We start from the raw sequence: 14,044 nt of genomic DNA, 5'->3' as shown, positions 1-14,044 counted from the left end.
AGGAGAACATGATGGTTGAACCGCTGATCCGCCCGCTCGCCCAGGCGGACCCGGAGGTTGAACAGGCGATCGCCCAGGAACTCATCCGGCAGCAGTCCACGCTGGAAATGATCGCCTCCGAAAACTTCGCCCCTGCCGCCGTCATGGAGGCCCAGGGCTCGGTCCTTACCAACAAGTACGCCGAGGGCTACCCAGGCAAGCGGTACTACGGTGGCTGCGAGCATGTGGACGTCATCGAGCAGTTGGCAATCGACCGCGTGAAGGCCCTCTTCGGCGCTGAGGCCGCAAATGTCCAGCCGCACTCCGGCGCCCAGGCCAATGCCGCGGCCATGTTCGCGCTCCTTGAGCCGGGGGACACCATCATGGGCCTCGACCTCGCGCACGGCGGGCACCTGACCCACGGCATGAGGATCAACTTCTCGGGCAAGCTCTACAACGTCATCCCGTACCACGTCCGCGAATCCGACCTCCGGGTGGACATGGCGGAGGTCGAAGCACTGGCCTTGGAACACCGCCCGAAGCTGATCGTTGCAGGCTGGTCGGCGTATTCGCGGCACCTTGATTTCGCCGAATTCCGCCGCATCGCCGACCTCGTGGGCGCCTACCTCATGGTGGACATGGCCCACTTCGCCGGCCTCGTCGCGGCCGGACTGCACCCCAACCCGGTCCCGTATGCCGACGTTGTGACCACCACGACCCATAAGACCCTCGGCGGTCCGCGCGGCGGGGTGATCCTGTCGAAGGAACAATATGCCCGCAAGATCAACAGCGCGGTCTTCCCCGGCCAGCAAGGCGGTCCGCTGGAGCACGTGATCGCGGCCAAGGCTGTCGCGTTCAAGATGGCGGCAGAGCCCGAATTCCAGGAACGCCAGGTGCGGGTGCTGGAAGGCGCCAAGCTCCTTGCCGAACGACTCCTGAAAGAAGACGTCGCGGCAGCAGGAATTTCCGTGGTCAACGGCGGCACCGACGTCCACCTCGTCCTCGTTGACCTGCGCCACTCGGAACTGGACGGCCAGCAGGCCGAGGACATGCTTCACCGCATCGGCATCACCGTCAACCGTAACGCCGTCCCCTTCGACCCCCGGCCGCCGATGATCTCCTCCGGACTCCGTATCGGAACCCCGGCACTCGCCGCCCGCGGCTTCGGGGCCAAAGAATTCGTGGAGGTCGCGGACATCATTGCGACGGCGCTGATCGCCGCAGCCAGTACGGGCACAACAAGCGACGGCACCGTTGGCGACCACACCGCCGTCGAACTCCGTGCGAGGGTGACCGCCCTGGCAGAAAAGTTTCCCCTTTACCCCCATCTTTCCCAGGAGGGCAGTGGCAACGACGCCGCGGCCACCGAACGTGAGGCAGAAATGATTGGAGCAGCCCAGTGAGCGCAGACCAACTCCCCGAACACCCGGATTTCCTGTGGCGGAACCCGGAGCCGAAAGCTTCCTACGACGCCGTGATCGTGGGCGGTGGTGGCCACGGCTTGGCCACCGCGTACTTCCTGGCCAAGAACCATGGAATGACCAACATCGCCGTGCTCGAAAAGGGCTGGCTGGCTGGTGGCAACATGGCCCGCAACACCACCATCATCCGTTCCAACTACCTTTGGGACGAGAGCGCCGCCATCTACGAGCACGCACTGAAGCTCTGGGAGATCCTGCCCGAGGAGCTTGAATACGATTTCCTCTTCAGCCAGCGGGGCGTCATGAACCTCGCCCACACGCTGGGTGACGTCCGCGAAAGCGTCCGCCGCGTCGGGGCGAACAAGCTCAACGGAGTCGACGCCGAATGGCTGGACCCGCAGCAGGTCAAGGAACTCTGCCCCATCCTGAACATCAGTGACAACATCCGCTACCCGGTCATGGGTGCCACCTACCAGCCCCGGGCCGGCATCGCCAAGCACGACCACGTTGCCTGGGCCTTCGCCCGCAAATGCGACGAACTCGGCGTCGACATCATCCAGAACTGCGAAGTGACGGGCTTCCTCAAGGACGGCAACCGCGTGGTGGGCGTCAAGACCAACCAAGGCACCATCCACACCGAAAAGGTCGGCCTCGCAGCGGCGGGCCACAGCTCGGTCCTCGCCGAAATGGCCGGCTTCCGCCTCCCGATCCAGTCCCACCCCCTCCAGGCGTTGGTGTCTGAACTCCATGAGCCCGTCCACCCCACAGTGGTCATGTCCAATCACGTGCACGTCTACGTTTCGCAGGCCCACAAAGGCGAACTGGTCATGGGCGCCGGCGTCGACTCCTACAACGGCTATGGCCAGCGCGGTTCCTTCCATGTGATCGAGCACCAGATGGCAGCCGCCGTCGAGCTCTTCCCGATTTTTGCCCGGGCGCACGTGCTGCGGACCTGGGGCGGAATTGTGGACACCACCATGGATGCCTCACCGATCGTCGGACTCTCGCCGGTGGAGAACATGTTCGTCAACTGTGGCTGGGGAACGGGCGGCTTCAAGGGCACGCCCGCTGCCGGCCTGACCTTCGCCCACACCATCGCCACCGGCACTCCGCACGAGCTCAACAAGCCTTTTTCGCTCGAACGCTTCGAGACCGGTGCCCTGATCGATGAACACGGCGCCGCCGCCGTCGCCCACTAGCCGCAGCCATTTAGGAGACAAACAATGCTGCTCATCAGCTGCCCCAATTGCGGGCCACGAGACGAAACAGAATTCCACTACGGCGGCCAGGCCCACGTGGCGTATCCGGAAAACCCGGACGCACTGACGGACCGCCAATGGGCCGAGTACTTGTTCTACCGCGACAACACGAAGGGCGCCTTCGCCGAACGCTGGGTCCACAGCACCGGTTGCCGCCAATGGTTCAACATGCTCCGCGACACGGTCAGCTACGACATCCAGGCCATCTACAAAATGGGCGAACCGCGCCCTGACATGGAACGCGCCGTTGTGAACACCACCGCAGCCACCACTCCGGAAGGAGCAACGAAGTGACCCCGCAAAACGCGCGCCTCGCCACCGGCGGCCGCATCGACCGCAGCATCTCCTGGCGGTTCACAGTTGACGGCCAGGAATACACCGGACACCCGGGCGACACCGTTTCCTCGGCACTCCTTGCCAACGGCCGCATCAGCGTCGGCAACTCCCTCTACGAGGATCGGCCACGCGGCATCATGTCCGCCGGGGTGGAAGAATCCAACGCCCTGATCAAGGTGGCTGCCCGCTTCCCCGGCCATGTTGCCGAGTCGATGCTTCCCGCGACCACCGTGTCCCTCGTGGACGGGCTCAGTGTTGAGCTCCTGAACGGTCTCGGCAGGCTGGATCCTGCCGAGGACCGTGCCGAGTACGACAAGAAATACGTCCACACCGACGTCCTGGTGGTTGGCGGTGGCGTTTCCGGCCTCGCAGCAGCCCGCGAAGCGGTCCGCACTGGGGCCCGCGTCATCCTGATCGATGACCAGCCCGAACTCGGCGGCTCGCTTCTCTCCAGCTCCACGGCCCCGGAACTCGCCGATGTCATCGAGGGCAAAGCGGCGTCGGAGTGGATTGCGGACGTGGAGGCCGAGCTTGTTTCCGCCTCCGAATGCACTGTCCTCAACCGCACCACGGCCTTCGGCTCCTATGACGCGAACTATGTGATCGCAGCACAGAACCGTACGGACCACCTCGGCAGCCCGGCCGCGGAGGGAGTCTCCCGCCAGCGTATTTGGCACATCCGTGCTAAGCAGGTGGTCCTGGCACCGGGCGCGCATGAGCGTCCGCTCGTCTTCGAGAACAACGACCGGCCCGGCATCATGCTGGCCTCGGCGGTCCGTAGCTATCTCAACCGCTACGCCGTCGCTGCAGGACGGCGTGTTGTCATCGGCACCACCAACGATTCGGCTTACCTGCTGGCCGCGGACCTGTTGGCGGCTGGTGTCAAGGTCGCCGCCGTCGTCGACGCCCGTCCGAAGCTCAGCGACAAGGCGGCTGCCGCCGTCGAAAGCGGTATCCGTGTGCTCGTTGGCAGCGCTGTCGCCGATACCTCCGGTCAGGGGGAAAACGGCAGGATCGACGGCGTCACCATCCGCAGCCTCAACGACGACGGCGAAGTCACCTCCGGCGTCGAACGGCTCGCTTGCGATCTGCTTGCGGTTTCCGGTGGCTGGAGCCCTGTGGTTCACCTCCACAGCCAGCGCCAGGGCAAGCTGCGTTGGGACGATGACCTGGCCGGCTTTGTGCCGAGCAGCGTGGTCAAGGACCAGCAGGTTGTCGGCTCCGGCCGCGGAAGCTACGAACTCGGAGATTGCCTCGACGAAGGCATCTCTGCCGGTGCCGCGGCCGCCATCGCCGCGGGGTTCAGCACCCAGACGGTGCCCGCCGAGACGAAAGGGCCCGTCGCCTCCGCCCCCACCCGCCAGTTGTGGCTGGTACCAGGCCAGACCGGAAACGCGGGGGACTGGCACCACCACTTCGTCGACTTCCAGCGCGACCAGTCCGTGGCCGACGTGCTCCGTTCCACCGGGGCAGGCATGCGCTCGGTGGAACACATCAAGCGTTACACCTCCATCAGCACCGCCAACGACCAAGGCAAGACGTCCGGCGTCAACGCCATCGGCGTCATCGCCGCGGCCCTCAAGCAGGCCGGCGAGGCATCCCGTGGTATCGGCGACATCGGGACCACTACCTACCGTGCCCCGTTCACGCCGGTGGCCTTCGCAGCGTTGGCCGGACGCCAGCGGGGCGAGCTGTTCGACCCCGCCCGAGTGACATCTATCCACCCCTGGCATGTTGCCCAGGGAGCGCTCTTCGAGGACGTCGGCCAATGGAAGCGCCCGTGGTACTACCCGCAAGCGGGCGAGGACATGGACGCCGCCGTGCTCCGTGAATGCGCCGCAGTTCGGGAGTCCGTGGGCTTCATGGACGCCACCACGCTGGGCAAGATCGAGATCCGTGGCAAGGATGCCGGCGAATTCCTGAACCGCATCTACACCAATGCGTTCAAGAAGCTAGCGCCCGGCTCTGCCCGCTACGGCGTGATGTGCACCCCGGACGGCATGATCTTCGACGACGGCGTGACCCTGCGCCTCGACGAAGGCCGCTACTTCATGACCACCACCACCGGCGGCGCCGCCAAGGTCCTCGACTGGCTCGAGGAATGGCATCAGACCGAGTGGCCGGAACTCGACGTTGTGTGCACGTCGGTGACTGAACAGTGGACCACGATTGCCGTCGTCGGGCCCAAATCCCGCGCTGTGATCGCCAAAGTCGCGCCGCAACTGGCGGCCGACGGCGGGCTGGACGCCGAAGCGTTCCCGTTCATGACGTTCCGCGAGACCATGCTGGCCTCCGGGGTGCAGGCACGCGTTTGCCGGATTTCGTTCTCGGGCGAGCTTGCCTACGAAATCAACGTTCCGTCCTGGTACGGGCTCAACACCTGGGAAGCCGTTGCTGCCGCAGGGACCGAGTTCAACATCACTCCGTACGGCACGGAGACCATGCACGTACTGCGTGCCGAGAAGGGCTACCCGATCGTCGGGCAGGACACGGACGGCACCGTCACCCCGCAGGACGCCGGAATGGAGTGGATCGTTTCCAAGGCGAAGGACTTCATCGGCAAGCGTTCGTACAGCCGCGAGGACGCAGTCCGCACTGACCGTAAGCACCTGGTCAGCGTCCTGCCGGTGGACGGCTCGTTCCGTCTTCCGGAAGGTACCCAGCTCGTGGAAAAGGGAATTCCGGTCAACCCGGCATACGGCCCCGTGCCGATGCAGGGCTTCGTGACCTCGAGCTACCACAGTGCCGCCTTGGGCCGGTCTTTCGGCCTGGCACTGATCACCAACGGCCGCAACCGGATCGGCGAGACCTTGGTGGCCTCCGTCGGCGACCAGTTGCTGGACGTTGTTGTGGGAGAAACCGTACTTTTCGACGCTGAAGGGACCCGTAAAGATGGCTGAAACAGCAACACCAGCAGAAACCGCAAAGCGCGCAAACCCCGAGACGCTCCGTGCGGCACGCCGCAGCCCGGCGTCGCACCTGGCACCGACCTTCGAGTCCGGCTCCGTGGCCGGAACCGTGACACTGAAGGAGATCCCGTTCCAGACCATGGTGGGGATCCGGGTTGAGAGGGATTCCGACGCCGGAGCCCGCCTCGCGTCCGTGACCGACGGCCTGCCGGCCGCATGCGGCGAGGTCAGCGGGAGTGGAAGGGCTACCACCCTGTGGCTCGGCCCGGAAGAATTCCTGGTGATCGCACCGGAATCGGCCCACGATTCATTGGGTGGAGACCTTATCCGGGCACTGGTTGAGGCCCTGGGCGACGACCCCGGCCAGGTTGTGGACTTGTCCGCCAACCGCACCACCTTCGAGCTTTCCGGCATCCGCGCCCGGGACGTCCTTGAAAAGGGTTGTTCGCTGGACCTGCACCCCCGCGCATTCCGCGCTGGAACGGCCCTGGCCACGGAAATCGGCAACATCCCGGCGATGCTGCTGAAGACCGGCGAGGAGAGCTTCCGGATCTTCCCGCGGGCCTCGTTCGCCGACTTCCTGGGCCGCTGGCTGCTCGACGGCATGAGGGAATTCGCCTCTCCTGAGGTCCCCTGATGGCACTGAGCGTGCTTGACCTGTTTTCCATTGGCATCGGGCCGTCGTCTTCGCACACGGTCGGCCCGATGCGGGCGGCAAAGCAGTTCACCGACGGCCTGGAATCCTCCGGGCAACTCGCGGCAACGGTGCGCGTCCAGGCAGAGCTTTTCGGCTCGCTGGGCGCCACCGGCCGCGGCCACGGCTCGGACAAGGCCGTGGTTTTGGGACTCCAGGGCCAGGCGCCGGAGACGGTGGACACAACCACTGCCGACGACCAGGTAGCGGCCGCCGCCCTTGATGCTGAATTGAGGATCGGCGGACACCACCGCGTGGACTTCAACTGGGACGAAGACGTGGTCCTGCACCGACGCAAGTCCCTGCCGGCCCACCCCAACGGCATGACCTTCAGGGCCTTCGACTACACCGGGGAAGTGCTGCGCGAACGCAGTTACTACTCGATCGGCGGCGGTTTCGTGGTGGACGGTGATGCGTCCGGAAACGACAAAGTAGTCGCTGACAGCACCGTGCTGCCTCATTCCTTCACGACGGCGGACGAACTGCTCGCCATCTGTGCACGGGAGGACATGTCCATTTCCGATGTCATGCTCGCCAACGAGCTCGTATGGCGCAGCGAGGCGGAACTTCGCGAGCGCCTGCTGCAGATCTGGGCGGTCATGCGCGAATGCGTGGTCAACGGCTGCGCTGCGGAAGGAATCCTGCCGGGAGGCTTGAACGTCAGGCGACGGGCGCCGTCGTTGTTCAAGACGCTTGCCGCCACGGACGCCGGATTGCAAGGTTCAAGCTCGGCAGATCCGCTGCTTGCCATGGAATGGGTGAACCTGTTCGCGCTGGCCGTGAACGAGGAAAACGCTGCAGGCGGCCGCATTGTCACGGCGCCCACCAACGGAGCGGCCGGCATTGTGCCGGCGGTGCTGCACTACTACGCGAAGTTCGTGCACGGAGCCGACGACGACGGCGTGGTCCGCTTCCTGCTCGCGGCGGCCGCCGTCGGGATACTGTTCAAAATCAACGCGTCCATTTCCGGAGCCGAAGTCGGATGCCAGGGCGAGGTGGGCTCTGCCTGTTCGATGGCAGCCGCAGGCCTGTGCGAAGTGCTCGGGGGTACCCCCGAGCAAGTGGAGAATGCCGCAGAAGTGGGTATTGAACACAATCTCGGCCTCACGTGCGATCCCGTAGGCGGGCTGGTGCAGATTCCGTGCATCGAACGCAATGCCATCGCCAGCGTGAAGGCCATCAACGCCGCCCGCCTTGCCCTGCACGGCGACGGCAGCCACAAAGTATCCCTTGATAAAGCCATCAAAACCATGCGAGAGACAGGAGCGGACATGAAAAGCAAGTACAAGGAGACCTCCCGCGGAGGCCTCGCCGTCAACGTAGTGGAGTGCTAGCCATGACTGTCACACAGAATGAACCCACCCCGCAACGTGAAGCGGCGCTGCCGGCTACCACCGTTGAGCATGTCCTGACGCTCGATTGCCCGGAAACGCGGGGGATCGTGCACGCTGTCTCGGGCTTCCTCCTGGAACACGGCTGCGACATCATCGACAACAAGCAATTCGACTCCCAGCTGGATCACCACTTCTTCATGCGGATCCACTTCGCATCGGACGGGGACCAGTCAACGATTGACTCGCTGAGGGAATCCTTCGCGCCTGTTGCCGAAAAGTTCGGCATGCGCTGGGAGCTGCAACGCCACGGGGCCAAACGGCGCGTGCTGATCATGGTCTCCAAGTTCGAGCACTGCCTCAACGACCTCCTGTTCCGGGCGCGCATCGGGGAACTGCCCATCGACATTGTCGGGGTGGTCTCCAACCACCCGGACCACAGGCGGACCGTCGAATGGCATGGCATTCCGTTCTTCCACGTACCCGTCACCGCGGACACCAAGGCGGCGGCCGAGGGACAACTCCTCGATCTGATCGATCGCCTGGACGTCGAACTGGTGGTCCTCGCGCGCTACATGCAGGTCCTCAGCGACGATCTTGCCCGCAGGCTCGACGGCCGAGCCATCAACATCCACCATTCGTTCCTGCCCAGCTTCAAAGGCGCGAAGCCCTACCACCAGGCGTACGCGCGAGGCGTCAAGACCGTGGGTGCCACCGCGCACTACGTCAACGGTGAGTTGGACGAGGGGCCGATCATCGCCCAGCAAGTGGTGGAAGTGGACCACACCTTTGGTCCGGATGACCTGGTCGCGGCAGGTCGCGACACCGAGTGCAAAGCACTCAGCAACGCTGTGCGCTGGCACTGCGAAGGCCGGGTGATCCTGCAAGGCAGCAGGACCGTGGTGCTCAAGTAGGGATTGAACGGCCCAAGTAGGTTTGAACGGCCCACCAACGGGTGGGCCGTTCAGGCGCCGCCGCGGCCGCCCCGTCGTAGGGGCGGCCGCCGGTTTTCGGTGCGCTGCGGGCTTTAGTGGTCAGTGCCGGCCGCAGCCGCCTTCTTGGCGTCCTTCTTGGCGTCCTTCTCTGCACGCAGGGCCTCCGCCTCGTGCAGTTCCTCGGCCTTTTCCTGGTGGATGACCTCCGCGAGGAGCTTCTCCATCTCCTTGGCCACGCCGGCCGCGGAGGCCGGGTTCTGGCCGGTCACCAACCGTTCGGCGACCGCGACCTTCTCCGCGAAGACGTCAGCGAAGACGTGGATCGCGCCCTGTTCCTTAAGCCGGTCTGCCAAGAAGAACGGGATGACCTTGTCCATCCCTGCGGCAACCTCCTCGTCGTTGGTGAAGGCGGCCACCTCCCGGCCCCCGACCAGCCGGAACCCGTCGGCCAGGTCCACGTTCACCAAGCCCGCCGGTCCGTGGCAGACCGCGCCGACCACACCGCCGGCGTCGTAGACGCTGGCCACCAGGTTCTGCAAGCCTTCGCTGTCCGGGAAGTCCCACATGGCGCCGTGGCCTCCCACGAGGAAGACGGCGTCGTACTGGCCGGGATCAACGACGTCGACGCGGGCAGTGTTGTAGAGACCGGCGCGTGTGGCCTCGTCCTCGGTGAAGGCAACCTGAATGGGATCTTTCGAGTCCACCTCGTCGTGCGGGGGCTGGCCGCCCTGGATGGACGCGAAGTCGACAAAGTGCCCGGAATCCTTGAAGACCTTCCAAGGATGTGCAGCCTCGGCTACGTTGTAGCCGGTCTTCTTTCCCGTATCGCCGATCTCGGAAACGCTGGTCAATACCATGAGGATTTTCTTCATGTAATGCTCCTATCGTCCAAATTCCACCCTACTCCTAGCCTAAATTCAGGCCATCCCGCCTTGAGATCGTGGAACGATTTCGACGCCTAAAGCCGGGCCAAACGGGCTGCCAGATGAAGGGCCGCCAGCCGTCCCGTGCCACGCGGGTCTCCGCCGCACAACTCGAAAATCCGCTGGAGCCTGTGGTGCATCGACTGCCGTTCCAGGTGCAGTTCCCGTGCCGCCTGTGCCGTATTACATCCGGTATCAAGCCACACCGCCAATGTCCGCATCAGGTCCGAGCGCCGCTGCGCATCATGCTCGACGACGGCGCCAAGCTGCCGCTGCACGAATCTTTCCCGGGTGGCCCGGTCCAGGCTTCCTTCCGCCAAGCGCTCGACGGCGAAGTCTTCGGCATCAAGCACACCGTTCCCGCCTCCCAACCCGGTTCCCGCGCGTGGGGTGAACTCGAGCGTCAGCCGTGCCTCCGCCAGCGACCACGGAGCCTCTCCGATTCCCTGTGCCAACGGACCCACCGCTATGGCTGAGCCGTCCGGGACCTCCAGGGCCTGAAGGGCCTGCATGAGCGTCATCCGCGAAGCCATCGCCGCGCCTGGGGGGAAGGCTGCCAGCGCGATCAACTCGGCGTTGTCCGCATAACTGGCACTTTGCGGAAACGAGGCCTGCAGGATGTTGTCCAGCTGTGTCCGGAGCTGTCCCGCCGCTGGGGAACGCACCGCGACGGCGACTACCGGACTGCTGGAGGGAAACCCTGAGGCTGGTCCCAGCTGCTGGAGGCGCCAAGACTGGGTACCCGAACTGACGGCCCGCATGAGTTCTATGCCGGCGAGCTCCTTGAGTCCGGGCGGCATGCGTTGCAGCAACGCCAATCCGAGGATATCGACGCACCGCTCGCCGGCCACCCGGGCGAGGTTGGTGTCGCCGTCGTCGGGCACTTCCAATTCCAGGCGGGCGGCCAGCACGCCCCGGACAGGCACATCGACAGTGGTGACATTGCCGGGACCGGTCTCGGCAGCGGCCGTTGCGCTTCCCAAAGTGATGCCCGACGGCGAAACGAGCCTGGCGCTGGCACCCGTCCGGCTCGCCAGCACGTAGAGGAGCTGGTCCAGCCCGCCTCCGTGCGCCAGTTCGGCCGCCATGGCATGGCTCGTTTCGTCTCCGAATTGCAATTGCGCAACGGATTCGCTGACGAGAAGCGAGTTGATGGCTTGCATAATGCCCACGAACGGGACCACTTTGCGCAACTCGATGACCGGCAGTCCGGCGTCTTGGCCGGCGTCGAGCATGGACGCCGGTATGGCGGGCAGGAGCGGACCCGTTTCGATGGCTAATGCCGTGACGCCGCGGGCCGCCAGCTGGCGGACGTAGTCCACGCGCCGCTCGTCCGAGGCGGTGGCGAGAGCCTGTCCGCCGGTCAGAAGTAGCTCTCCACCCCGCAGTAGGGGAGCGATGTCCAGCACTTCGCTCGAGTGGACCCAGCGGAGTTGCCGTGACAGGGCCTCAGGCACGTCGGTCCGCTGGATCGGTTCGGCGGCTTTGAGGCTGTGGTGCTCAAAAGCATCGGCAAGGAGTAGTGACATGACACTCCGTAACTAATTGTGGAGAACTATCATACACATCGTATCTTGTTGCTGTGATGTGGGGCACATACATTGAAGAAGTCCCATTCACACACGGAGGCTCCCCCAATGCATGAGAACTTATCCACTGCGACGCCAGGGGCTGCAACGGCGCAGACCGACGTAGAGCAGAACCTACAGTCCATTCCCGAATCAGCGCGTACCCGCAGCGTGGCGGGCCAATTCTGGATCTGGGCAGGCGCAAACCTTGCCCCCATCAACTGGGTCCTTGGGGCCCTCGGCGTCCAGCTCGGACTGGGGTTTGCCGACACCGTCATTGTCCTGGTGTTGGGAAACCTGATCGGCATGGCGCTCTTCGGCCTGTTTGTCCTTTTGGGGCAACGAACCGGCGCCACCGGCATGGTCCTTGCCAGGGCAGTCTTCGGCCGCCGCGGCAACTACCTCCCGAGCGCCATCCAGGCTCTCCTCGGAATCGGTTGGTGCGCAGTCAACACCTGGATCATCCTGGATCTGGTGATGGCGCTACTCGGCAAGCTCGGCCTGGTCGACCCGGAGCAGCCGAATGTGGGCCCCAAGATCCTGGTGGCCTTCCTGATCATGGCCGCCCAGGTCATCATCGCTTGGTTCGGCTACAAGGCCATTGCGGCCTTCGAAAAGTGGACCGTCCCGCCCACCATCGTGGTGCTGATCGCCATGTCCGCCGTGGCGTGGTTCGGCATGAACATCGATTGGGGCTACGCGGGTCCGCCCGGGGCCGTCCTAGAAGGCGGCGAGCGGATCGCGGCCATGACCACCGTGATGACAGTCATCGGCATCGGCTGGGGCATCACCTGGTTCACCTACGCAGCCGACTATTCACGATTCGTCAGCACGTCTGTTCCGAAGCGGAAGGTGTACCTGGCCTCGGTATTCGGCCAATTCCTGCCGGTGGTGTGGTTAGGGATCCTTGGCGCCAGCCTGGCAACGAAGAGCGGTACGGCGGACCCCGGCCACCTCATTGTCGACAACTTCGGCGTCCTTGCCATCCCGGTGCTCTTCCTGGTGCTGCATGGTCCCATCGCAACGAACATCCTGAACATCTACACCTTCTCGGTGGCCGCCCAAGCCTTGGACATCAAAGCCAAACGACGTTCCTTGAACATCTTCGTCGGGTTCCTGGCCTTGGTAGGCGTCGTGTTCTTCATCCTCCAGGAGGACTTCGCCTCAACGCTGAGCACCTGGCTCGGTGGGCTTGTGGCGTGGGTGGCCGCGTGGGGAGGCATCATGCTGGTGCACTACTTCTGGGTGGACAAGCGCAATCCGGCGGGTGTCGGCCGGCTCTTCGACCCCGTGGGCACCCGTCGGCTACCGGCTTTCAACTGGGCCGGCATCACCGCACTCTTGGTGGGCATCTTTGCCACCTGGCTGTTCATGTACGGTGTGCTGCCGATCATGCAAGGCCCCATCGCCACAGCCATGGGCGGGATTGACCTGTCCTGGTTGGCAGGAGGACTTGTTGCCGCGGCTGTCTACGGCGCACTGGGCCCACGGGTGCATGCCCGCTATCTTCCGCTGCCTTCCTCCGCGGCTTCGACGTCGCAGCCGCTTGCGGAAGACGCCGTCGCCGATCTGGTCAACGACTGAAAGGAAACCCGATGACCGCCAATTCTTTTCCTGACGAGGCACACCCGATCGCTTGGCCCGAAGGTTTCAAGGCCGCAGCGTCCTTTACGTTCGACGTAGATGCCGAATCCTGCACCATCGCCCACGATTCATCGAGCACGCGGCGCATGTCCCTCATGAGCCACCAGTCCTACGGGCCGAGGATCGCCGTTCCGCGGCTCCTGAAGATCCTCGAGCGCCAGGAGATCCAGGGAACCTTCTTTATCCCAGGATTCACGGCGGAGAGCTACCCGGACGTGGTCCGCCGGATCGTCGACGGTGGGCATGAGGTAGCCCACCACGGCTACCTGCACGAACCCATGCAGGGAATCGACTCCGCCACCGAGGCCAGCTACCTGGACCGTGGGCTCGAAGCCCTCGCGAAGGTGGCCGGGGTCAGGCCGGTCGGATACAGGGCACCTTGGTGGGAGCTCAACTGGAATTCGCCGGCCCTGCTCGCGGACCGCGGCTTCCTTTACGATTCAAGCCTGCTCGACGGCGATGCCCCCTACCGCATGGCAGTCGCCCAGGATGATGCGCGGGACATCGTGGAGATTCCCGTGGATTGGGCGCTGGATGATTGGGAACAGTACGCGTTCTACCCGGGAGTGACAGGTAGCGGTGTCATCGAGAGTCCGGCCAAGGTCCTGGAGATGTGGACGCTGGAGGCCGAGGCCCACCACGCCCAGGGCAGTTGCTTCGTTTTGACCAATCACCCGTTCATCTCGGGCCGCCCGTCCAAGGCAGTTGCGTTGGAACAACTGATCGAACGGGTCAAAGCGATGGACGGGATGTGGGTGACAACCATGGAACGGATTGCCGAACACACGAAGGCCACCGTCAACGAGATCCACAGCCACGCCCGGATCGAGGTACCGTCCTTTCCTGGCGCGGGAGCCAGCTTCAAGCCTGCCCGGGTGCGGGAAACTGCCCTGAACTAGCCCGGAATCCAACCAAACACCCAGGAGCATGTCCAGCCTTGGCCACGAGCAGTGGACATGATGCCTAGACCGAAGTTACGTCCGTCGTGACGTGCGAGATCCCCGCCGTGGCGGGGATCTCGCTGTTTTCGGGTCGGGTTGTTCTG

General features: G+C 64.4%; 11 protein-coding genes. 9 read left to right on the top strand and 2 right to left on the bottom strand.

The features are described 5' to 3' along the window. The first annotated feature begins 11 nt into the window (after window positions 1-11). The 7 genes from glyA to purU are packed head-to-tail and all read left to right on the top strand — an operon-like array spanning window position 12 to window position 8,843. Complete coding sequence (gene glyA / locus OOZ51_RS16810; protein ID WP_265980918.1) at window positions 12-1,382, top strand: serine hydroxymethyltransferase; 1,371 nt, start codon at window positions 12-14, stop codon at window positions 1,380-1,382. Continuing rightward, window positions 1,379-2,599: a sarcosine oxidase subunit beta family protein gene (locus OOZ51_RS16805; RefSeq protein WP_078106196.1), complete on the top strand. Its 1,221-nt coding sequence runs from the start codon at window positions 1,379-1,381 to the stop codon at window positions 2,597-2,599. The genes glyA and OOZ51_RS16805 overlap by 4 nt, the downstream gene beginning before the upstream one ends. Window positions 2,600-2,623: 24 nt before the next feature. Next, the gene (locus tag OOZ51_RS16800; protein WP_265980917.1) at window positions 2,624-2,953 is read left to right on the top strand and encodes a sarcosine oxidase subunit delta; all 330 of its coding nucleotides are present in this window, start codon (window positions 2,624-2,626) and stop codon (window positions 2,951-2,953) included. Then, complete coding sequence (locus OOZ51_RS16795; protein WP_265980916.1) at window positions 2,950-5,895, top strand: FAD-dependent oxidoreductase; 2,946 nt, start codon at window positions 2,950-2,952, stop codon at window positions 5,893-5,895. The genes OOZ51_RS16800 and OOZ51_RS16795 overlap by 4 nt, the downstream gene beginning before the upstream one ends. After that, a complete protein-coding gene (locus OOZ51_RS16790; RefSeq protein WP_265980915.1) occupies window positions 5,888-6,541 on the top strand; it encodes a sarcosine oxidase subunit gamma in 654 nt (217 codons plus the stop codon). Before OOZ51_RS16795 ends, OOZ51_RS16790 begins: the two co-directional genes overlap by 8 nt. Further along, window positions 6,541-7,932, top strand: coding sequence for an L-serine ammonia-lyase (locus OOZ51_RS16785; protein WP_265980914.1), 1,392 nt, complete (start codon window positions 6,541-6,543; stop codon window positions 7,930-7,932). The genes OOZ51_RS16790 and OOZ51_RS16785 overlap by 1 nt, the downstream gene beginning before the upstream one ends. A gap of 2 nt (window positions 7,933-7,934) precedes the next feature. Next, window positions 7,935-8,843: a formyltetrahydrofolate deformylase gene (gene purU / locus OOZ51_RS16780; protein WP_265980913.1), complete on the top strand. Its 909-nt coding sequence runs from the start codon at window positions 7,935-7,937 to the stop codon at window positions 8,841-8,843. A 113-nt stretch (window positions 8,844-8,956) separates the two neighbouring features. On the opposite strand, the gene OOZ51_RS16775 is transcribed toward purU, so the two are convergent. Then, window positions 8,957-9,736, bottom strand: a complete 780-nt coding sequence (locus OOZ51_RS16775) for a type 1 glutamine amidotransferase domain-containing protein (protein ID WP_265980912.1) — start codon at window positions 9,734-9,736, stop codon at window positions 8,957-8,959. 86 nt (window positions 9,737-9,822) lie between these two features. After that, complete coding sequence (locus OOZ51_RS16770; RefSeq protein ID WP_265980911.1) at window positions 9,823-11,316, bottom strand: PucR family transcriptional regulator; 1,494 nt, start codon at window positions 11,314-11,316, stop codon at window positions 9,823-9,825. A 108-nt stretch (window positions 11,317-11,424) separates the two neighbouring features. On the opposite strand from OOZ51_RS16770, the gene OOZ51_RS16765 reads away from it, so the two are divergent. Both OOZ51_RS16765 and OOZ51_RS16760 read left to right on the top strand, forming a co-directional pair. Then, entirely contained in the window at window positions 11,425-12,939 is a 1,515-nt protein-coding gene (locus tag OOZ51_RS16765) for a purine-cytosine permease family protein (protein ID WP_265980910.1), read from the top strand. Between the two features lie 11 nt (window positions 12,940-12,950). After that, on the top strand, window positions 12,951-13,898 hold the full coding sequence (locus OOZ51_RS16760) for a polysaccharide deacetylase family protein (RefSeq protein WP_265980909.1): 948 nt from the start codon (window positions 12,951-12,953) through the stop codon (window positions 13,896-13,898). Window positions 13,899-14,044: the final 146 nt, after the last annotated feature.

The sequence above is a fragment of the Arthrobacter rhizophilus genome, assembly GCF_026241105.1.
Taxonomy (GTDB): Bacteria; Actinomycetota; Actinomycetes; order Actinomycetales; family Micrococcaceae; genus Arthrobacter.
The sequence above is the reverse complement of the archived record's forward strand: the minus strand, read 5'-3'. Positions and strand labels throughout refer to the sequence as shown.

What these genes read in the sequence shown, in the direction of transcription:
- glyA (WP_265980918.1), top strand. Translation starts at nt 12, where the DNA reads ATGGTTGAACCGCTGATCCGCCCGCTCGCCCAGGCGGACCCGGAGGTT.
- OOZ51_RS16800 (WP_265980917.1), top strand. Translation starts at nt 2,624, where the DNA reads ATGCTGCTCATCAGCTGCCCCAATTGCGGGCCACGAGACGAAACAGAA.
- OOZ51_RS16790 (WP_265980915.1), top strand. Translation starts at nt 5,888, where the DNA reads ATGGCTGAAACAGCAACACCAGCAGAAACCGCAAAGCGCGCAAACCCC.
- OOZ51_RS16785 (WP_265980914.1), top strand. Translation starts at nt 6,541, where the DNA reads ATGGCACTGAGCGTGCTTGACCTGTTTTCCATTGGCATCGGGCCGTCG.
- purU (WP_265980913.1), top strand. Translation starts at nt 7,935, where the DNA reads ATGACTGTCACACAGAATGAACCCACCCCGCAACGTGAAGCGGCGCTG.
- OOZ51_RS16775 (WP_265980912.1), bottom strand. Translation starts at nt 9,736, where the DNA reads ATGAAGAAAATCCTCATGGTATTGACCAGCGTTTCCGAGATCGGCGAT.
- OOZ51_RS16770 (WP_265980911.1), bottom strand. Translation starts at nt 11,316, where the DNA reads ATGTCACTACTCCTTGCCGATGCTTTTGAGCACCACAGCCTCAAAGCC.
- OOZ51_RS16765 (WP_265980910.1), top strand. Translation starts at nt 11,425, where the DNA reads ATGCATGAGAACTTATCCACTGCGACGCCAGGGGCTGCAACGGCGCAG.
- OOZ51_RS16760 (WP_265980909.1), top strand. Translation starts at nt 12,951, where the DNA reads ATGACCGCCAATTCTTTTCCTGACGAGGCACACCCGATCGCTTGGCCC.